The following is a 21,514-nucleotide window of genomic DNA, read 5'->3' as shown; positions in this document are numbered from 1 at the left end:
GCGGAAATGGGATAGTTAGAACAGATTTATGGCTCGAGGAAGATTTTAATGAACCGGTTAAAATGTGTGAAAAACTTACCGGACCCTTCAATGATGATAATCCCCAAAAAATATACGAGTACCTGGCGGATTTCGGCATGTATACACCTGCACGGTTCAGCAGGCATAATTTCCTGGAGCTTAAAAAGAAGAATGCGTGGGATCTGGCGAAAAAGATTCACGTAAAATATAGGAGGATGTGGGCAGGCCCAGATTGTGATATTTACATCTTCCCGTCTGCAGGCGGCGGACTTTTTTCACGGCAGCCGGGCAAATCAGGAGTTTCATTCGCAAAAATGCTGTTTCTATTTCTCCCTTCTAATATAGACGAAGCTGAACTGGAGGCTTTATTTGTGCATGAATATCACCATGTCTGCAGAATTAACTCCCAGAAAAAAAAACTGGAGGAATACACGCTTCTTGATTCCATCATATTGGAGGGGCTTGCCGAAAATGCAGTAGAAATAAACTGCGGCAAGAGGTTTAGAGGATCTTGGTGCAGCCGATATTCTAAAGAAGAAATCGGGGATTTCTGGGAAAAATTAATAAAACCGAACTTACAACTAAAAAAGAATAATAGGCTCCATCGAAAGATATTATATGGAGAGAGGCCATATCCTCCATTAGTTGGTTATGCTGCCGGCTACGAGATTGTAAGGGAATTCCGAGAGAAAAAACATTTTACTGCAAAAATATCTTTTAATGCTCCATCCGAATTTTTTGTGGATCAAACTTTATAGATACTGAATTCATATACACTTTAAAGTCCTAAAATGTGGGCTTTTTTTTTGAAAAACGATAATGAATATTAATAAAGTTTAAAAAAATCTTGCAATTGTAATAACTTTGTAATAATATTTTAGACAAATAGAATGAATTAACAGAATAATTAAAAAGGTTAGAGGTGTTCCTATGAGCTCAAGTCCCCGTCAACTTAAAGACGCACCTTTACTAGAGGTGAAGAATTTAGAAACTGCCTTTTCCATAGATGGTACATACTATAATGCAGTAGATAATGTTTCTTTTAGAGTTAAGTCCAGACAAATCGTTGGAATAGTGGGAGAGTCTGGCTGCGGAAAATCTGTAATGAGCCTCTCTGTTATGAAGCTCCTGCCTAAAGGCATTGGCAAAATCCGTAACGGCGAGATTATTTTTGACGGTGTACATCTGGAGAATATGACAGATTCAGAGATTAATAAAATCAGGGGAAAGGATATCGCTATGATCTTCCAGGAACCTATGACTTCTTTAAATCCTGTGTTCTCGATCGGGTTCCAGCTCCAGGAAGTATTATTCAATCATATGAAGATCTCAAAAAGGGAAGCGCGGTTAAAAAGTATTGCACTACTAAAAAGTGTAGGGATCTCAAGGCCTGAAAAAATTGTAGATGAATATCCGCATCAGCTTTCAGGCGGAATGAGGCAAAGGGTCATGATTGCCATCGCCATTGCCTGCCAGCCGAAGCTGCTGATCGCTGATGAGCCGACTACGGCACTGGATGTTACTGTACAAGCCCAAATTCTTGAACTTTTAAAAGAAATACAGGAAGTAAATGATATGTCAGTCATTCTAATTACCCATGACCTGGGTGTTGTGGCTGAGATGTGCGATGAAGTAATTGTAATGTATGCAGGGAAAATAGCTGAACGGACAGATGTCGATTCCCTATTCCACAATCCTAAGCATCCATATACCCAGCTTCTTATGGGAGCTATACCAAAAATGGATGTAGAAGTGGAAAAGCTAAGCACTATAAAGGGGATTGTGCCTTCATTAAAAAACATGCCAAAAACAGGTTGCAAATTTGCAGCGCGATGCCCTAAGGCAATGCCGGAATGCCATACAGTTACACCTCTTCTGGCAGAAAATGAAGAAGGACATGAGGTTGCCTGTCTGCTTTACAAGACAAGCCAGCCGAAACAAGAGGTGAACGCATAATGAGTACAGTGCATAATAATACAGCTGTTCTAAAAAAAGATAAAAGCCGCAGTGATGTACTATTAGAAGTTAAAAACCTAAAAACTTACTATCCGATAAAAGGCGGTATCCTTAGAAGGACTGTGGCTGTTGTTAAAGCTGTCGATGATATTTCCTTTGAAATTAAGAAAGGGGAGACATTAGGACTGGTTGGAGAGTCAGGCTGCGGAAAATCAACAGCTGGCCGAACGATCCTAAGACTTCTGGAACCGACAGATGGACAAATAATCTTTGATGGACAGGATATTACAAATGTAAGAGGGACCAGCTTGAGGAAAATCCGCCAGGACTTCCAAATGGTGTTCCAGGACCCATATGCATCATTAAATCCGACGATGATGGTTGGACACCTTGTGTCAGAGCCAATCAGAAATTACAGCAGTAAATCCGAAAAGGAACTGAAACCGGAAGTGATGGATCTTCTCGGAAAGGTTGGACTTCCTGAAGATGCTTACTATAAATATCCGCATGAGTTTTCCGGGGGACAAAGACAGCGTATCGGAATTGCAAGAGCACTGGCTTTAAGGCCTAAGCTTATCATTGCGGATGAACCTGTTTCTGCCCTTGACGTATCAGTCCAATCACAGGTATTGAACCTTTTGAAAGAGCTGCAGGATGAATTTGATCTTACTTTCTTATTTATTGCCCATGATTTAAGTGTTGTTAAACATATGAGTGACCGGATAGGTGTTATGTATCTGGGAGGCCTTGTAGAAGTCGCTGAAAAGGACAGTCTCTATGCAGAGCCTCTGCATCCTTATACTCAGGCTCTGATCTCTGCGATTCCTGAGCCGGATCCTCGCAAGAAAAAAGAAAGAATTATTTTAGAGGGCGATGTCCCAAGCCCGATTGATCCTCCAAAAGGATGTACTTTCCACCCGCGCTGCGCACATGCAATGCCGGAGTGCCAAAGTGTTAAACCGCAATTAAAGGAGGTGAAGCCTGGGCATAGGGTAGCTTGTCACTTATATAAATAGGGCTTTATCAAAAAAATACTTTTCGGGGGGAAAACAATGAAGAAATCAGCATTTTGGCTGCTTTCACTTCTGCTTGTCATGTCTGTATTCCTTGCAGCATGTTCTGGCGGCGGAGAGAAAGCCAGCACTGACAAGGAAAATAAAGATGATGGGAAAGCATCTGGAGAAGTAAAAGAAGGCGGCACAGTAACTTTCGGTTACACACAGCCATTCAAAGGCGTTTTATCATATGCTTATTATGAAGGTGAAGATGATGCAAATGCCCTTCAGTTTATACATGAAGGTTTACTTAAAGTAAATGATGAGCTTATTTCCGAGCCGAATTTGGCAGACTATGAGCTGTCTGAAGACAATACTAAATTAACTTTCAAACTTAAGCAGGGAGTTAAATGGCATGATGGTGAAGAATTAACAGCAGAGGATATGGAATTTGCATGGTATTTAATTGCAGATCCAACGTATGAGGGTGCGCGTTTTGCTAACGTTGCAATGATCAAAGGTGCTCAAGAATATAAAGACGGAAAAGCTGACAAAATTGAAGGTATCAAAGTAGTAGACGATTATACTATTGAGGTAACAGTAACTGAACCTTCTGTTAACTTATTGGAAAATATTTGGGTTTACCCTGAGCCAAAACACTACTATGGAGATATTTCTTCTAAAGAACTTCCGGACGCCGATCAAATCCGTAAAGCTCCAATCGGTGTAGGTCCTTTTAAAGTGAAAAATATCGTACCTGGTGAAATGATCGAATTTGAGCGTTTTGATGATTACTGGCAGGGACCAGCCAAATTGGATGGTGTGGTTTACAAAATCATTGATGGTTCCCTGGCGCAAGGTTTAGTGCAAAACGGAGAAATCGATGTAATTGAAGCTCCGAAAGATCAGTGGGAAGCTATTAAAGCCCTTGATAATGTAAATCCTGTTGAAGCAGATGCTATGTCCTACAGCTACATTGCTTTTGACTGGGGTCACTATGACACTAAAAAAGGCGTAGTAGTATCTGATAACAAGAAATTCCAGAACAAATCCCTTCGCCATGCAATGGCACATGCCATTGACCGTCAGGCATTTATCGATGGTTTTGCAAACGGCTTAGGTAAACCATTAAACACTCCTTTCCCTTCAGTATCATGGGCTAAGATTGACGATTCAGAAATCAATCAGTACGAATATGATCCGGAAAAAGCAAAGAAATTACTTGACGAAGCAGGCTATGTTGATAAAGACGGCGACGGCTTCCGTGAAGATCCAGAAGGAAAGCCATTCACAATCAACTTTGATGCAATGGCTGGTGCTGAAACTTCAGAAGCGCGTGCACAATTCATCCTTCAATCCTGGCAGGAAGTTGGCTTAAATGCAAAGCTTAACGGCGGTTCATTAAAAGACTTCAACCTGTTCTATGACACTATCGAAGCAGATGACCCATCTGTTGAAACATTCATGGGTGCATGGGGACTTGCTAACGACCCGGATCCAGCAGGCATCTGGCTGTCTACTGACAAATGGAACATGTGGAGATGGTATAGCGAAGAGTCTGACGCTCTAATCAAAAAAGGTGTATCATTCCCTGAAGACTCAAGCAAAGATGTTACTGAACACCGTAAGGAAGTCTATAACGAATGGCAAAAGCTTGTTAACGAAGAATTGCCAATCATTTTCTTCGAACAGCGTGTAGATCCATGGGCGATCAACAAGCGTGTGGGCGGAGTTAAAGTTACACCATTTGGAACTGATGAGTTCCACAAGTGGCACATTGTAGAGTAATAGAATAAAAGGAACCTGTATTCCTTGGTGGAGCTGCTCCTCCAAGGAATACAAGTTTAACCAGCGAATAAATCTTTGTTTGGTAAGGGGAATGGAAATGCTACAGTACACGATTCGACGACTCATAGGTATGATTCCAATAATTTTCCTTATCTCAGTAGTGGTTTTCACCCTGGCAAAGCTTATGCCCGGTGATGCACTGTCTGGAAAAATTGACCCATTAAACTCAGATCCGGAGTATATTGAAGAAATGCGTGAGCAGATGGGATTGAACGATCCTATTCCTGTACAGTATGTCCGCTGGATGAGTGGTGTGGTCCAAGGAGATTTTGGAGATTCATTTGTTCATAAGCGTCCGGTTATGGAGCTAATTGGTGACCGTTTGCCGAACACGATTATTTTAGGAATATCAGCTCTATTAATCACTTATTTTTTAGCTTTTTTAATGGGAAGGTACTCCGGGCGGTTTGCCTATAGTATAGGGGATTATTTAATATCAGCTTTTAACTATTTAGCACTTGCAATACCTAGCTTTGTTGCAGCTTTGGTTGCCATTTATGTCTTTGCCATCAATCTTGGATGGGTTCCTGCCAGTGGAAGTATCGGCAGCGGAGTAGAAGCAGGAACACTGGAATATTACTTAAGTAAAGCAAAACATACAGTATTGCCGGCTATTGTCCTGGGAGCCATGGCTACAGCCGCTTATACACAGTTCCTGAGAAATGATATGATCGAAAGCTCTCGCAAGGATTATGTTCGTACAGCAAGAGCGAAAGGTACGAAAGAATCTGCGATTTATAATAAGCACATTCTAAGAAACTCAATCATACCTATTGTTACTTTACTTGGATTCGATATTGCCAACCTATTTGGAGGGGCAATTATTACAGAAACCATTTTCACATACCCTGGCATCGGTTATTTATTCGTAGAATCAGTTAATTCACGGGATTATTCAGTCATGATGGCTATTGCCATGATGCTGACTATTTTAACGCTCATTGGAAATTTAATTGCTGATTTACTATATGGATTAGTAGATCCGCGTATTCGTTTAAGTTAGGTAGGTGAGAGTATGGAACCATCAATTTCACAGCAAACTTCGCCTGGTTTAGCAGAGCCTGTTAAACCTCCGAAGAGTCAATCACCATGGGCTCTCGCCCGCCGCAAGTTTTTGCGCAATAAAGCTGCGATGATCAGTCTTGTTTTCCTGCTGATCGTCTGTGTAATGTCCATATTGGCAGAGCCGCTGTCTATGCCGGTGGAGGAGACAGCGAAGATTAATTTAACACAGATGAGCAAAGAACCATCCGCAGATCACTACTTTGGCACAGACAAGTCTGGCCGAGATGTCTTTGCCAGAACACTGCACGGCGGTAAGACATCACTCCTGCTGGCATTCTCTATCACGCTCTCTGTTATTACCATTGGTACTATTGTTGGTGCTGCTGCCGGATATTTTGGGGGCTGGGTCGATAATGCTCTGATGAGATTCACAGACTTTATGATGAATTTTCCATTCCTGCTATTTGTTATCGTATTAAAATCCATTTTTATTGAATCCAGTACAGGAACACTCATTTTTGTAATAAGTGTACTTAGCTGGACAGGAACAGCACGTCTGGTACGAAGCAAGGTAATGGCTGAGAAGGAAAATGAATATATAATGAGTGCGGTATCCATTGGATGCTCAGCACCAAAAACTATTTTTAAACACTTGCTGCCTAATGTCATGTCGACCATTATTGTTCAGGCAACGATTACTCTGGCTGCGATGATTGTAGCTGAGACTGGCTTAAGCTTCCTCGGTTTTGGTGTACCAATTAACATTCCAACTTGGGGGAACATGCTTCAGGAAGCAAGGAGCCCGGATGTTTTAACAAGTAAATGGTGGATATGGATCCCGCCTGCTGCGATTCTTACATTAACCATCCTGTCTATCAACTTCATTGGAGAAGGCTTAAAAGATGCTTTCAATCCTAAATCAAACAGATAAGATAACAAAAAACGCCTGTATTCAGGCGTTTTTTGTTGTTTTCAGGCCTATAGCTTGTACATATCCAAACAAATGCTTTCATATACTTGTAAAAACAGGGACTGGGAGTGTGTTTATGGCAGCAGTAAAAACTTTTATGACTCACAAGTATAGAAAAGAACATGTTATTTAGGGCATTTTGGCTTCTAACAGGGTTTGGAGTCGCTGTTTCAGGAGGAGTCAGTGTCATAGGGTATTTAAACCTGCTTACAACTGGACATACATTCAAAGAATATATAAATTTTATCACCCATCGTCCAGAATGCTATTTGCTTCCGGCCGGAATCATTATTATAACCATGAGCATTTATATACCCCATTCAAACGAGGGTGAATAAAGGGCATTTCATTAATTATAAAGAATGGTTATTACAAAAAATGGATTGCAAGTGCAATATAGGAATAAATTTACTGCTTGATGCCCATACTGAGTGACAAATAGTTTGTTGAAGTGGGGGTTGAAAAATGTTGTATCTTCATGATGTTTGGGTGAATTGGTTTGAAGGAGAAGAAAATGGATACAATGTATGCCATTTTCATGAATGGAGAAAAGATGATGGTGTAGAACTGCTAGATCAGGTCCCTCTGCTGAAGATTGACCCGGTGCTTTTTAATTACATCGAAAATGATCTTTCTGAGCTGCCACAACAACTGCTGGATGACATTTATCAAAAAGCTTACTTAAGGAAAAATCATGAACGCATTCAATTGGAATATTGTTTTGTTGTATCAGATGGGACAGGCATATTGGCTGTAGATACAATCGGCTACAACATCCCTATCAGAAAAAGCAGGCTAATACCAAGGCAGGAGCAGCTTGCATATGAAATGCTTGAAAATCAGGAAACGGCAAATTACTCTTTTAATGATCAAACCGCTTTGAAGGAATTCCATATTCTTTCCCCGTCTCCGGATTTGATGGCAGGTTTGACAAGGAAAGAAAGGCAGCTTAAACAGCTGCTGTTTATGGCGCTGGACCAGCTTCATTCCTCTAAAAATGATGCTGAAATCCGTTATTGGTATACGGAGTGGAGTCCTGAGCGCTATAAGAAAATCCAATCAATGAATTTTGAGGAAGCCTGGTATGAATTATTTGATGAAAGTAAATACGGCTGGTCAAGTAAACATGAAAAGTTCTGTGAAAATTTAATTAAAGGACAGCCATTTTTCGAGAAGTTGTGGGAAATGGAGCATGGTCCAAAAGTAAATTAAAAAAAACAGCCCGAGGCTGTTTTTTTTATTTTCTTTTTCGGCCAAGTCCCATGGCGTTTTCCATTTTTTTAATCATTTTATTTGCGGCTCTATTAGCTTTTTCTGCTCCTTGATCAAGTACAAGATCAAGTTCTTCTGATTCCATTAGCGCATAATATCTATCCTGAATAGGCTTAAGTGCCCCAATAATAATATCAGACAGGCCGGCTTTAAAATCCCCGTATCCTTTGCCTTCGTATTCTCTTTCGATTTCCGCAATAGTTTTCCCTGAAAGGATTGAATTAATGGAAAGGAGATTTGATACTCCTGGTTTGTTTTCCTTATCATACTTAACAATGCCTTCAGAATCTGTTACGGCGCTTTTTATTTTCTTTTCGATTTGTTTTGGGTCATCTAATAAAGAAATAAACGCCTTTTTATTGAGATCAGATTTGCTCATCTTCTTTAATGGATCCTGAAGTGACATTACCCTTGCACCTTCCTGGGCGATTCTTACATCTGGAATAGTGAAAATATCATTGTACTTTTTATTGAATCTTTCAGCAAGATCACGGGTTAATTCCAGGTGCTGTTTTTGATCCTCTCCAACCGGAACCAAGTCAGTATTATATAGAAGGATATCTGCAGCCATCAAAGGAGGATAGGTCAGCAATCCTGCAGAAACCGCATCCTTGCCTTCTGATTTGTCTTTGAATTGAGTCATGCGCTCAAGTTCACCGATGTAAGAAACACATTGCATCATCCAGCCTGCCTGGGCATGGGCTGGAACTTCCGACTGAATGAATAGGGTGGATTTATCAGGATCGATTCCAACAGCCAAATATAAGGCAGCAAGACTTCGAATGTTCCTTCTCAATTCCAGTCTGTCCTGCGGAACAGTAATTGCGTGCTGATCAACAATACAAAAATAACAGTTGTAGTCATTCTGCAGTTCAACAAATTGTTTCATGGCACCAATGTAATTGCCTAGGGTAATAGTACCGCTTGGCTGGATGCCGGAAAATATAGTTTTCATGTTTTTCCTCCTTTAATCGGCACAAAAATTCATGAGCAGTCAGGCGCTGAAGGATGGGAATGCTTCCTGTAATCATAAAAAAGCATAAAAAAGAACCATTCATCCCTATAAAATAGGGACGAATGGTCCGCGTTGCCACCCTAATTACTCAAATACTGAGTCACTCTGCCCTATGCAGAAAATGCATAGGTCCCCGATAACGCAGGGAAGCGCCTGAGAAATTCAGAGGCTCAAAAGTCCATTCGATCTACCGGGCTGCCTGTTTGCACCTTCCACAGGCTCTCTGCTGAACCCTCGGTAAATGTACTACTCTTTTTTCATCGCCGACAAATAATTTAATTTAATTTTATTATATAATAAAATAAACTATCCGGATACAAAAAGCAAGTAAATAAAAAGCAATTAAAGGTCATTCATCTACATTGTTTTGAGAATGCATTTTACCAAAATGTGGGTGGAAACTCCTAGTAAAATAGTAAAATATATTAAAAAGAAAAATTTTTTTATTATCGCAAAAATCTTAATTTATAAGACTTTTTGACGAAAAATGTCATACCAGAGCGGATTGCACGTACAAAAAGCCACTTGCAATAAGTTTTTAAACTATTTATAATAAACGTAACAAACATAATCTTTACGAATTTGTTACATTTAAAACAAAACTATATCACTCTAGGTTTCAGGAATATAGTGCATATTGAGTAAGTTTATTGCTTACATATTATAGATTACTCTTTTTAATCTGAATTATCAGAATATAGGGATAATCTATCTTTAAGAGAATATAAACTTGCTTTTTTTGTTGCCTTTTAAATAGTCTGCAAATTTTTTAAATTTAATTAACAGACTATTTAAGCAATATATCTGGAGCGCACAGTTGTGTTTTTTATGATAGGCAAATGGTAAAGAGACTGTTTGAGGAAATTAATAGGGGGTTAATACCGTGAACAAAAGATTATCGATCTTTTTTAGCATGTTGCTTGTGCTAAGTATGTTCCTTGCTGCGTGCAGCGGCGGCGGAGACAATGCTGACGGCGACAAAAAAGGCGGAGATGACAGCGGAAAGTCTGATGTGCCGCAGGAGCTAAGAGTAAATATCAACACTGAACCACCATCTTTAAATCCAGGACTTGCAGAAGATTCAACTTCTGGAACTGTACTTCGTAACGTTTTAGAAGGTCTTACTCGCATCAATCAAGATGGTAAGCCTGAAAAAGCAATGGCAGAAGACATTAAAGTCTCTGAAGACGGAAAAACTTATACATTCACAATTCGCGATGCGGAATGGTCAAATGGTGATCCTGTAACCGCTAATGACTTTGAATATGCTTGGAAATGGGCATTAGATCCTGCAAATAACTCAACTTATGCATACCAGCTTTACTACATCGAAGGTGCAGAAGCATTCAACTCAGGCAAAGGTGAAAAGGATGCTGTTGGTGTTAAAGCTGTCGATGAAAAAACTTTAGAAGTTAAATTAGTAAACCCAACACCATATTTTGAAGAATTAACTGCTTTCTATACTTATCTTCCAGTTAACAGCAAGATTGCTGAAGCTAACCCAGATTGGGCAACAGACGCTGGTGATAATTTCACTACTAACGGTCCTTTCCATTTAGTTGAATGGGCTCACAGTGACAAGATTGTTCTTGAAAAGAGCGAAACATATTGGGATGCTGAAACAGTTAAGCTGGACAGCATTGAAATGATTATGATCAATGATCCTAACACTGAATTATCTATGTTTGATAACGGCGAACTAGATTGGGCTGGAGCTCCAACAGGTGCCCTTCCAACTGACGCTATGCAGGCTCTTAAAGAGGAAGGCCGCTTAGTTACTCAACCAATCGCAGGTATTTACAATTACAAGTTTAATACAACTGTAGAACCATTTAATAATGTCAATATCCGTAAGGCATTTGCACATGCTATCAACCGTCAGGAGCTTATTGATAACATCCTTCAGGGTGAGCAGCTTCCTGCAATGGCAATTGTTCCACCATCAATGTTTGAAGAAAACGAAAAGGGTTATTTCCCTGATAATGATGTAGAAAAAGCTAAAGAATATTTACAAAAAGGTCTTGAAGAACTTGGAATGAAAGATGCATCTGAACTTCCAGCTGTAACTCTTTCTTATAACACTTCTGAGGCGCACCAAAAGATTGCACAGGCAATCCAGGATATGTGGAAGCAAAATCTAGGTGTTGAAGTAACACTTGATAACGCTGAATGGAACGTATTCCTTGATAACGTAAACCAAATGGATTACCAAGTAGCACGTATGGGCTGGTTGGGTGACTTTAATGATGCAATCAACTTCTTAGAAATGTACCGTGACGCTGATGGCGGAAACAACAATACTGGATGGGAAAGCAAAGAGTTCCAGGATCTGCTTGCTAAATCTGCAACAGAAACTGACCCTGAAGCGCGCCAGCAGTTACTGAAAGATGCTGAAGCAATCTTCATGGAAGATATGCCAGTAGCTCCAGTCTATTTCTATACTAACAACTGGGTACAGGCTGAGAACCTAAAAGATGTTGCAGTATCCGGTCTAGGTGATGTCCAGTATAAGTGGGCACACTTCGAATAAAAATAGCTAACTTTACGAAAGGTATATGGGATTCTCAATCCCATATACCTTCGTTTCTGATTAAGGCATTGTAATAAAATGGAGGTGTTTGACAATGGCGAAATATATTGGAAAACGCTTGCTCTACATGATCCTGTCACTATGGATGATTGTAACAGCAACATTTTTCTTTATGCGCATTGCACCCGGAAACCCTTTTGCATCTGAGAAAAAACTTCCTCCCGAAATTGAAGCTAACCTGAATGCTCATTTTGGCTTGGACAAGCCTTGGTATGCACAATATTGGGAATATCTTGTTCGTATAGTAAATTGGGATTTCGGCCCGTCTTTTAAATATAAAAGCCAGACTGTTAACGACTTAATCAATGAAGGTTTCCCTGTCTCATTTCTTCTTGGGATGGAAGCCATCTTTATTGCCGTTGCAGTAGGAGTTCTTTTAGGAATTGTTGCAGCATTAAAACACAATAGATGGCCGGATTACACAGCTATGATTGTAGCTGTATTAGGCATCTCTGTACCTTCTTTTATCATGGCGTCATTCCTGCAATATTTCCTGGCAATAAAAATGGGTATCTTTCCTGTAGCACGTTGGGAATCTTTCATGCACAGCGTCCTGCCAGCCATTGCGTTGGCTTCAACACCAATGGCGTTTATCGCGAGGTTAACCCGTTCAAGCATGCTTGAAGTTCTGGCGAATGATTATATTAAGACTGCTAAATCAAAAGGTTTAAGCAGGGGAGTAATTACTGTAAAACATGCAATCCGTAATGCCCTATTACCAGTGGTAACATATATGGGGCCATTAACTGCAGGTATATTAACAGGAAGCTTCGTAATTGAAAGAATTTTCGGGATTCCTGGACTTGGTGCACACTTTGTAACTAGTATCAACAATCGTGACTATACGGTAATTATGGGTGTAACCGTTTTCTACAGTATTCTGTTGCTTGTATCTATTCTCCTTGTTGACATTGCATACGGAATCATCGACCCACGCATCAAACTTGCCGGCGGGAAGAAAGGAGAGTAATTATGCAGATTTCGAAAGATAAATTTAAGATAGTCGGGACACAGCTCGGCGAAGCTGAGAAAATTTCAAAACCAAGTCTTTCATTTTGGAAAGATGTATTTATCCGATTTCGAAAAAACAAGCTTGCCCTGTTTGGATTAGTATTATTAGCTCTGCTGATCTTCATGGCAATCTTTGGACCATATATGACTCCATATGATTATGCATCAAATGATCTTGGAAATAAAAATCAGCCACCTTCATCAGAACACTGGTTTGGTACGGATGATCTTGGCCGCGATATGTTTGCCCGTACTTGGGAAGGTGCAAGAATTTCTATTTTCATTGGAGTTGCTGCAGCAGTAATTGATTTGATTATTGGTGTACTTTGGGGCGGTATTGCCGGTTATAAAGGCGGACGCACAGATGAAGGTATGATGCGCTTTGCCGATATTTTATATGGTGTACCTTATCTATTATTAGTAATCTTGTTAATGGTTGTACTTGGGCAGGGATTGTCGACTATGATTATTGCCATGTCCATCACTGGGTGGATCAATATGTCGCGTATCGTCCGTGGACAGGTGTTATCTCTTAAAAATCAGGAATATGTCCTGGCTGCCAAAACGCTTGGTGCCAATACAAGCAGGATTATGGGTAAACACTTAATTCCAAATTCAATGGGACCTATTTTAGTCACAATGACTCTTACAATCCCTTCGGCCATTTTTACAGAAGCATTCCTAAGCTTTATTGGTCTGGGATTAACACCGCCGATTGCGAGCTGGGGAACGATGGCTAATGATGGACTTGCGGCTATGCGTTACTACCCATGGCGCTTATTCTTCCCTGCAATATTTATCTGCTTAACGATCTTTGCATTTAACGTGGTTGGCGACGGTTTGCGTGATGCTCTAGATCCTAGAATGCGTAAATAAGGAGTGAGAACATGGAAAAATTGCTTGAAGTTAAAAATTTAGAAGTCTCATTCCAAACATATGGAGGTACAGTAAAAGCAGTCCGCGGAGTCAGCTTTGACCTTCATAAGGGAGAGACGCTAGCGATTGTTGGCGAATCTGGGTCAGGAAAAAGTGTTACTTCCCAGTCTATTATGAAGCTAATACCTATGCCGCCGGGCCGTATTACTGGCGGACAGATTCTGTTGAGTGGTGACGACATCGTCCCAAAAACAGAAAAACAAATGGAAAAGATCCGTGGTAAAGAAATCAGTATGATCTTCCAGGATCCAATGACTTCATTAAATCCAACAATGAGAGTTGGAACACAGATAATGGAAGTGCTGATTAAACATCAGAATATGTCTAAGTCTGATGCCAAAAACAGAGCAATTGAATTACTGAGACTTGTAGGTATTCCGATACCTGAGAAAAGGGTAGATCAATATCCTCATGAATTTTCCGGAGGTATGAGGCAGCGTGCGATGATTGCGATTGCTCTTGCAGCCAATCCCAAACTGCTTATCGCGGATGAGCCGACAACAGCACTTGATGTTACCATTCAGGCGCAAATCCTGGAGCTTATGAAAGATCTGCAAAATAAAATGGATACGTCCATTATCTTTATCACACATGATCTGGGTGTCGTTGCAAATGTTGCTGACAGAGTAGCGGTAATGTATGCCGGGCAGATTGTTGAAATGGGTACAGTAGATGAAATTTTCTATGATCCCCGTCATCCTTATACATGGGGATTGCTTGCATCCATGCCAAGTTTAGAAAACGATGAGAAAGCCGATTTAGCTGCAATTCCAGGAACACCACCGGATCTGACAAATCCTCCAAAAGGAGACGCATTTGCTCCCAGAAATAAATATGCACTTGCAATTGACTTTGAAGAAGAGCCGCCAATGTTCCAAATCTCAGAAACACATTATGCCAAAACATGGCTTCTTCACCCGGATGCACCAAAGGTTGAGCCGCCAGAAGCAGTTAAAAAACGTATGCGCCAGCTATCCTCCACTTTTGATAAGCCTGTATTAGTGAAGGAGGGGAAATAATAATGGCGGAAAAGTTACTTGAGATTAAGAACTTAAAGCAGCATTTTAACGTTGGCCGTCCGAATATGGTAAAAGCAGTTGACGGGATTACTTTTGATATTTACAAGGGAGAGACCCTAGGATTAGTTGGTGAGTCTGGCTGCGGTAAATCAACTACTGGACGGACTATAATCAGATTATACGATGCAACCGATGGGCAGGTGCTTTTTGAAGGTGAAGATGTTCACGGCAAAAAATCTGCAAAAGAACTGAAAAAGTTTAATCGGAAAATGCAAATGATATTCCAGGATCCTTATGCTTCTTTAAACCCGCGTATGACAGTTGCTGATATTATTGCTGAAGGAATCGATATTCATGGTTTGGCAAAAAGCAAAAAAGAACGTATGGAAAGGGTTTACGAACTTTTGGACACTGTCGGTCTGAATAAAGAACATGCTAACCGTTACCCGCATGAATTCTCTGGAGGACAGAGACAGCGTATCGGGATAGCCCGCGCGCTTGCAGTTGACCCTGATTTCATTATTGCCGATGAGCCAATTTCAGCTTTAGACGTTTCCATTCAGGCTCAGGTAGTAAACCTGATGAAAAAGCTGCAGCGTGAAAAAGGATTAACCTACCTGTTTATCGCACATGACCTATCTATGGTTAAATACATCAGCGACCGCATCGGTGTTATGTACTTTGGTAAACTGGTTGAGCTTGCGCCAGCTGAAGACTTATACAATAACCCTATGCACCCTTATACACAATCACTGCTGTCAGCTATTCCGCTTCCAGATCCAGAAACAGAGCGTTCCCGCAGAAGAAAATCTTATGATCCATCAGTTCACAATTACGCTGATGATGAAAAGATGGAAATGCGTGAAATAACTCCTGGTCATTTTGTTTATTGCTCTGAAAAAGAATACAGAGAATTAAAAGCTAAATATGCCAAATAACAAAAAACGATCTCGAATGAGATCGTTTTTTACATCCTGGAAAAGTAAAGGTTAGCTATAAAGGAATTGCCAAGATGTAAATAACCCGATCAAATATTGAGATAGATTGGAAATTTCTCTTTAACACTTTTATTCACTAATGTGTGATTTTCTTTATAATACAACATTTTCCGGAATTTTACTATGAGAATTTTCAATTATTTATATTTTTCCGTCAATTTGGTTTTTTAACCACAATTTTGAGATTTTTTTAATAGAATTGGTTTAAAGAATACTTATAATGATAATTTAGTATAAAGATAGTACTTAATTCTTTGAAAAAAAATTATAATGTAGGTACCAATAGATTGCTAAGAAAAGGGGGCATAACATTTGAACAAGTCAATAAAATTAGCTGCTGCCTTCATGTTAGTATCAGCTTTATCCGTATCAGCCGATTCAGTTGGGGCAAAAGAACATGAAAATCAGGGATTAGGACAAAACCCTCAAAGGGAACATGTTTCCCTTGTTAAAACCCTTCCGGAAAAAGTAAACCGTTTTCAATTTGATTCCGGTTATCATTTTGAATATCCAGATGCTGTAAGGGGTATTTATGTTACCGGACATTCAGCAGGGGGAGCGAAGTTCAATAAATTAATGAAATTGATGGATGACACCGATTTAAATGCGATGGTTATCGATATAAAGGATGATTGGGGCAACCTTACATATGTTCCAGAAGACGATTCATCCTATAATGATATCGGCAAGCCTTACATAAAGGATCCAAAAAACATTTTGAAAGAAATGGAAGAAAAGCAAATTTATCCGATTGCACGGGTTGTCGTTTTCAAGGATTCCGTTCTGGCCAATAAAAAACCTGAATGGTCGTATAAGGAAGGAAATTCTGTATGGAAGAATGGCAGAGGTGAATCCTTTGTGAATCCATTCTTAAAAGAAGTTTGGGATTACAATATTGGAATTGCCATCGAAGCTGCAAAAATGGGATTTCAGGAAATTCAATTTGATTATGTCCGTTTTCCTGAAGGTTTTGAACAGCGTGATACCTCTTTGAAGTACAGTATGGGTGAATATGAAAATCTTAAGATTGAAAATGTACAAAAGCGTGTAAGTGCAGTTACCGACTTTGTCGAGTACGCGAGGAAGCAGCTTGAGCCATATGGTGTAAAGGTCTCGGTTGATATCTTTGGCTACACGGCTACCCTTCCTGAAGCACCTGGAATTGGCCAAAATTTTTCCAAGATCTCAGAACATGTTGATGTAATTTCTTCTATGATTTATCCAAGCCATTGGACATCTTATTTTGGCATAGCAAAGCCAGATCTGGAGCCATATAAGCTTGTTTCTGAATATGCTAAACTTGAGAAAGCGAAGCTGGGAGAATTGGATAGTCCGCCTGTATCAAGACCGTGGCTTCAGGACTTTACAGCCTCTTATTTAGGAGCCGGAAATTATAAGAATTATGGAAAATCAGAGGTGCAAGCTCAAATAAAGGCACTGAACGAACAGGGAATTAAGGAATTCCTTTTATGGAATGCAGGTAATTCATATACACCAAATGTTGATTATACACCATAAAAAGCCAGAAAGAGGCCGTTTATTTGGCCTCCTTCTGGCTTTGTTTATCAAGTCATTAAGTTACATATCATTTGACACTATTTTTGAATGCGGTATCATAGTATAAAGGCATAGGCTACTGCTTTTTCTTTCCGCCTACGCTTTTCCATCCAGTCTGCACCCTGGCAGATTGATCCACGAATTCGGATTTATTTTTACCGCCAAATACTTTTTCTCCAATACCATTAGTCAGTACACCTAATAAGGCAGTAAATCCAATTATGAGCAGAGCAACAATTGTTAAATCAGTTATGTAGCCAACCATGATAAATCCCCATCTTTCTTTTCACAGTTCCCTGTGATTAGTGTGTGAACATCCCTAATCTTATTTTATTCGAAATTTTCAAGTATTAAAAGGGGAAATTCCACGAATACTTAATCTGAATAGAAATATTAGCAGTCTAAGTATAATAGTAAGTGGAAAGGAAAGCTGGGAGCTTATCATGCTGGAATAAATATTCAAGCACTGCAGACAATAGGTTGTTTGTGGGCAAAAAAGGAGAAGATCCATGCATTGGTATGAAAAATTGAATCAATATTTCCCGATTGAAGAAATGAAATCAAGAGAACATATGGAAACCTTATTGAAGGAACGGTCAGACATTTATCATAAAGATGAAGGTCCACATCATGTACTTATGTATGTTGAACTGGATAACTTTGTGTTTATTGATTATCTGTTTGTTTCGAAGGAATCCAGAGGACAGGGACTTGGCCATAAATTACTTCAAAAACTAAAAAACAAAGGCAAACCGATCATATTGGAAGTTGAGCCGGTTGATTACGAAGACACTGATACTGAGAAGAGGCTCAAGTTCTATAAGAGAGAAGGGTTTGAGCACGCACAATCAATTGGTTACAGCCGCCGTTCTCTTGCGACTAATGAGATCAATACTATGGAAATTCTTTATTGGTCCCCTGAGAATCAAAGTGAAGAAATGATTTATGAGGCCATGAAGAAAACATATGAAATGATTCACACTTATAAGGATTCACATTTTTATGGGAAGTCATATCAGCCAGTAGATGAGGTTCTGACTTATGAAGAGAATAAAAGCGGGACAGATGTATTAGAGGATTTATAAGAATTTGGAAAAACACAGCCATTTATGTAAATGGCTGTGTTTTCATTTTCATTAATTAATTGAGAAAATATTCATAAGCATAATGGTTTATTTGAAATTAACTGGGGTATATATAGAATAATTTAATATGAACATTAATGAAATCATATATATATTTCCCTTAGGCTTGGGCCTAAGAAACTTTATGGAAGCAATTATAACAAAAAATATATATAAAAATGAAACTTTTTGCTTGTTCATTCGTCTTATTAAGTAGATTTTAATTCTTAATCTATTTGTTTAATGAATGTTTAATACTTTTATCATATTTATAAAAAGTTATACCAAATAGAAACTGTTTAGTGTATAATTAATAATATAAATTCCTTGATTAAAGTTATTTTAATCTAGAAGAATCTAGAAATAGTTGATTAAACAAATATAATCTCTGATAGTTTCATATATGTCTAAATTTAAGGAGTGTGAATTTGTAAAATGGTCACATTATACACTTCACCAAGTTGTACATCCTGCAGGAAAGCTAAATCATGGTTGGAAGAGCATGAAATTGCTTATAAAGAACGAAATATCTTTTCTGAACCGCTCTCGATTGATGAAATTAAGGAAATTCTTCGAATGACTGAAGATGGGACAGATGAAATCATTTCAACTCGCTCAAAGACATTTCAAAAGCTTGATGTAAACCTTGAATCAATGCCTCTCCAAGATTTATTTGAGCTAATCAAGGAAAACCCGGGGCTGCTCCGCCGTCCAATTATTCTTGATGAAAAACGTTTGCAGGTTGGATATAATGAGGACGAAATAAGACGTTTCCTTCCAAGAAAAGTCCGTACTTACCAGTTGCGTGAAGCGCAGCGTATGGTTAATTAACCAGTGCATTATTAATACTTAAAATTAAGAGGCCTTCTTTCTGTTAACAGAAGAAGGTCTTTTTGTCCATTATATGAAAAAGAAAAAGGAAAATGGACATAATAAGAGAATATTTAGTAAAGCCAATGAGATAAGATGTACCAACTGTGACAAGATAGGCATTTAACGGTTTTTTTAAACATATGACTTTTTAATTCCCTTTATGCTCAATTTGTCATAAAATAAAAGTACAAGGTACAAAATACATTTTACCTTAATTAATCGGGGATTAACCAAATGATATACGGGTAAATGGATAACACATGACTGCTGGGGGTATTTAGTCCCTTCAATCATAGCCAGAAGGGAGAGTTGCTGCATGGAAATCGAACGTATTAATGATCATACCGTTAAATTTTATATTTCTTATCTTGATATAGAAGAAAGAGGCTTTGACCGTGAAGAGATTTGGTACAATCGTGAACGGAGTGAGGAACTCTTTTGGGAAATGATGGATGAAGTCCATCAAGAGGAAGAATTTCTTGTTGAAGGCCCTTTATGGATCCAGGTTCAAGCATTGGATAAGGGTTTGGAGGTTCTTGTGACAAAAGCTCAGCTATCAAAGGATGGTCAAAAGTTTGAGCTTCCTGTCCCGGATGAAAAAGTGAAAGATTTGCCTGTGGATGAACAAATAGAGGAAATGCTTGATCATCATTTCCGTAAATCGGATGCAAATGACAGCGGATATGAGGGTGACCTTGAGTTCCTATTATCATTTAGAGATTTTGAAGACATTATTTCGTTATCAAAGCGGTCAATTCTTGACTCCATTACCACAAAGCTATATTCCTTTGAAGGGAAGTATTATTTATTCGCAGAGTTCCCTGAGGAGCTTTTTGAAGAGGATGACATAGATAACATGCTGAGCATTCTTCTTGAATACGGGCACGAAACAAGTACAACAATTCACCGTGTAATGGAATATGGTAAATTGATCATTGAAAACGATGTTTTTGAAAATCTTAGAAAACACTTTAAATAGTAAAGGAAAGTCGATTTCATTTTTGGAATCGGCTTTTTTGTATGCGGACTGTACATAGCAGCTATAAGAAAAACTGAGAGAATACCTCAGATAAAAAAGGAATTTAACCATAACTGATAGAACAATAAGGAGGAAAGGAGATGATCATTTGTTAGTTGCCTCAACAGAGAAAGGGGTGCGAATAAGCCTAGCAGGTTCACACAGTACCCAGGATTTACAGCATTTCAGGGAATCACACACCTTTTTCTGCCCGGAATGCAAAGAGAAAGTAATTATGAAAATCGGAATAAAGAGAATTCCGCATTTCAGCCACAGAAAGGGTTCTGAATGTCCGGAAAGGTATGAAAGGGAATCAGAATATCATATTTCAGGAAAGGTGTTATTGTTTCAGTGGCTGGAGAAAAAAGGTTTAAATCCAATTTTAGAACCATACTATCCGGAAATTTCACAAAGACCGGATATTGCTGTCCGTTATGAAGGTGTACAATATGCTCTTGAATATCAATGTTCCAGTATTTCGGAGGAGTTATTTATAAAGCGGACAGAAGCTTACTTTCAGGCAGGTATCGTTCCAATTTGGATACTCGCAGGAAAAAGCATTAAGCGGATTGGCAAAACAAAAATTTCTTTGTCTGGTTTTCAGTACCTGTTCCTTCGTCAAGCACCTTCAGGGCATTGGGTAATTCCCTCTTTTTGCCCCATTACAAAGTCTTTCATCAATATCCACCATATCCAGCCCCTCACTGTCAGAAATGCCTGGGCGCATTATGATGTAAAACCTATTTTCAAAGCAGAAACAGATATATTATTTGCCCCATATTTTAATAAAGATATAAATATACAGGAGTGGAAAAGGGAAGTCCGGAAAATTAAGAATTCCCTTTCTCGAAATAATGGTTCTGTTAAAAATAATTTTCTTCAGGATTTATACTCCCGCTCAATTGCTCCAGCGTTCCTCCCGCCTGAGATTGGCCTTCCTGTTCATCATTCTGTATTTATCGAAACCTCACCAGTACAGTGGCAGAGTTATTTGTTTTTGGATATAGTCTGCAAAGAAAGGCCGTTCTCACTTCTGCAAATGATTTCTGCCTTTCGCAATAGGGTAAAGAATAACGATATAAAAATCAGGTCAATCCCATTGGTTCAAAAAGGCTCCGAAATCATGGCAATAAGTGAATACCTTAATGTTCTTATTAGCTTAAACATTGTTAAGCATACAGGAAAAGGTTTGTATGAAAAAACCGCATTAAGCATTGATCCTGATTATTTCTCCCGTATTATCCAAATAGAGGAGGATTTTTACAAAGGCATCACTCAAAGGATTTTACTGGGTCATAAATGAAAA

The 21,514-nt window shown here is 39.0% G+C and carries 19 protein-coding genes and 1 other annotated feature; of the genes, 17 read left to right on the top strand and 2 right to left on the bottom strand.

Translation table 11 applies throughout. The annotated features are described in order from the left end of the window. Positions 1-137 precede the first annotated feature (137 nt). The 7 genes from NSQ49_RS05700 (at position 138) to NSQ49_RS05670 (ending at position 8,007) form a co-directional block, all read left to right on the top strand. Positions 138-779 (top strand): DUF2268 domain-containing putative Zn-dependent protease, encoded by a 642-nt coding sequence (locus NSQ49_RS05700; protein ID WP_159868794.1) that lies wholly within the window; start codon positions 138-140, stop codon positions 777-779. A gap of 172 nt (positions 780-951) precedes the next feature. Beyond that, positions 952-1,977 carry an ABC transporter ATP-binding protein gene (locus NSQ49_RS05695; protein WP_251283064.1) on the top strand — a complete coding sequence of 342 codons (1,026 nt, stop codon included), beginning with the start codon at positions 952-954 and terminating at the stop codon, positions 1,975-1,977. Continuing rightward, on the top strand, positions 1,977-2,993 hold the full coding sequence (locus NSQ49_RS05690) for an ABC transporter ATP-binding protein (RefSeq protein ID WP_251283065.1): 1,017 nt from the start codon (positions 1,977-1,979) through the stop codon (positions 2,991-2,993). Before NSQ49_RS05695 ends, NSQ49_RS05690 begins: the two co-directional genes overlap by 1 nt. 36 nt (positions 2,994-3,029) lie before the next feature. After that, a complete protein-coding gene (opp4A, locus tag NSQ49_RS05685; RefSeq protein WP_251283066.1) occupies positions 3,030-4,760 on the top strand; it encodes an oligopeptide ABC transporter substrate-binding protein in 1,731 nt (576 codons plus the stop codon). Positions 4,761-4,857: 97 nt separating this feature from the next. Continuing rightward, positions 4,858-5,823: an oligopeptide ABC transporter permease gene (gene opp4B, locus NSQ49_RS05680; RefSeq protein ID WP_159868782.1), complete on the top strand. Its 966-nt coding sequence runs from the start codon at positions 4,858-4,860 to the stop codon at positions 5,821-5,823. A gap of 12 nt (positions 5,824-5,835) precedes the next feature. Beyond that, a complete protein-coding gene (gene opp4C / locus NSQ49_RS05675) occupies positions 5,836-6,756 on the top strand; it encodes an oligopeptide ABC transporter permease (RefSeq protein WP_159868779.1) in 921 nt (306 codons plus the stop codon). Positions 6,757-7,260: 504 nt separating this feature from the next. After that, positions 7,261-8,007 carry a YjbA family protein gene (locus tag NSQ49_RS05670; protein ID WP_159868776.1) on the top strand — a complete coding sequence of 249 codons (747 nt, stop codon included), beginning with the start codon at positions 7,261-7,263 and terminating at the stop codon, positions 8,005-8,007. A gap of 25 nt (positions 8,008-8,032) precedes the next feature. Here NSQ49_RS05670 and trpS read toward each other — a convergent pair whose 3' ends face one another. Then, positions 8,033-9,022 (bottom strand): tryptophan--tRNA ligase, encoded by a 990-nt coding sequence (gene trpS, locus NSQ49_RS05665; protein ID WP_159868773.1) that lies wholly within the window; start codon positions 9,020-9,022, stop codon positions 8,033-8,035. A 111-nt stretch (positions 9,023-9,133) separates the two neighbouring features. Beyond that, positions 9,134-9,352, bottom strand: a binding site (T-box leader). A 613-nt stretch (positions 9,353-9,965) separates the two neighbouring features. On the opposite strand from trpS, the gene NSQ49_RS05660 reads away from it, so the two are divergent. The 6 genes from NSQ49_RS05660 to NSQ49_RS05635 all read left to right on the top strand — a co-directional run bounded on the left by NSQ49_RS05660 (position 9,966) and on the right by NSQ49_RS05635 (position 17,154). Further along, positions 9,966-11,612, top strand: a complete 1,647-nt coding sequence (locus NSQ49_RS05660) for a peptide ABC transporter substrate-binding protein (protein ID WP_251283067.1) — start codon at positions 9,966-9,968, stop codon at positions 11,610-11,612. Between the two features lie 94 nt (positions 11,613-11,706). Continuing rightward, entirely contained in the window at positions 11,707-12,642 is a 936-nt protein-coding gene (locus NSQ49_RS05655) for an ABC transporter permease (RefSeq protein ID WP_251283068.1), read from the top strand. Then, on the top strand, positions 12,642-13,559 hold the full coding sequence (locus NSQ49_RS05650; protein ID WP_396398259.1) for an ABC transporter permease: 918 nt from the start codon (positions 12,642-12,644) through the stop codon (positions 13,557-13,559). The genes NSQ49_RS05655 and NSQ49_RS05650 overlap by 1 nt, the downstream gene beginning before the upstream one ends. Before the next feature lie 11 nt (positions 13,560-13,570). After that, complete coding sequence (locus NSQ49_RS05645) at positions 13,571-14,638, top strand: ABC transporter ATP-binding protein (protein WP_251283070.1); 1,068 nt, start codon at positions 13,571-13,573, stop codon at positions 14,636-14,638. A 2-nt stretch (positions 14,639-14,640) separates the two neighbouring features. Then, positions 14,641-15,576, top strand: a complete 936-nt coding sequence (locus tag NSQ49_RS05640; RefSeq protein WP_251283071.1) for an ABC transporter ATP-binding protein — start codon at positions 14,641-14,643, stop codon at positions 15,574-15,576. A 405-nt stretch (positions 15,577-15,981) separates the two neighbouring features. After that, positions 15,982-17,154, top strand: coding sequence for a putative glycoside hydrolase (locus NSQ49_RS05635; protein WP_201306587.1), 1,173 nt, complete (start codon positions 15,982-15,984; stop codon positions 17,152-17,154). A 115-nt stretch (positions 17,155-17,269) separates the two neighbouring features. Here the strand turns inward: NSQ49_RS05635 and NSQ49_RS05630 are convergent, their stop codons facing one another. Further along, complete coding sequence (locus NSQ49_RS05630) at positions 17,270-17,458, bottom strand: hypothetical protein (protein ID WP_159868752.1); 189 nt, start codon at positions 17,456-17,458, stop codon at positions 17,270-17,272. A 244-nt stretch (positions 17,459-17,702) separates the two neighbouring features. Between NSQ49_RS05630 and NSQ49_RS05625 the strand changes: the two genes are divergently transcribed. The 4 genes from NSQ49_RS05625 to NSQ49_RS05610 all read left to right on the top strand — a co-directional run bounded on the left by NSQ49_RS05625 (position 17,703) and on the right by NSQ49_RS05610 (position 21,511). Next, positions 17,703-18,278 (top strand): GNAT family N-acetyltransferase, encoded by a 576-nt coding sequence (locus NSQ49_RS05625; RefSeq protein ID WP_159868749.1) that lies wholly within the window; start codon positions 17,703-17,705, stop codon positions 18,276-18,278. A 474-nt stretch (positions 18,279-18,752) separates the two neighbouring features. Next, positions 18,753-19,148 carry a transcriptional regulator SpxA gene (gene spxA / locus NSQ49_RS05620; RefSeq protein WP_009331204.1) on the top strand — a complete coding sequence of 132 codons (396 nt, stop codon included), beginning with the start codon at positions 18,753-18,755 and terminating at the stop codon, positions 19,146-19,148. A 358-nt stretch (positions 19,149-19,506) separates the two neighbouring features. After that, positions 19,507-20,169 (top strand): adaptor protein MecA, encoded by a 663-nt coding sequence (gene mecA / locus NSQ49_RS05615; RefSeq protein WP_159868746.1) that lies wholly within the window; start codon positions 19,507-19,509, stop codon positions 20,167-20,169. 175 nt (positions 20,170-20,344) lie between these two features. After that, entirely contained in the window at positions 20,345-21,511 is a 1,167-nt protein-coding gene (locus NSQ49_RS05610) for a competence protein CoiA family protein (protein ID WP_236566299.1), read from the top strand. Positions 21,512-21,514: the final 3 nt, after the last annotated feature.

It is taken from the genome of Cytobacillus sp. FSL R5-0377 (assembly GCF_038004385.1).
In the GTDB taxonomy this organism is placed as follows: Bacteria; Bacillota; Bacilli; order Bacillales; family Cytobacillaceae; genus Cytobacillus.
This window is presented reverse-complemented; position numbering and strand designations above follow the sequence as displayed.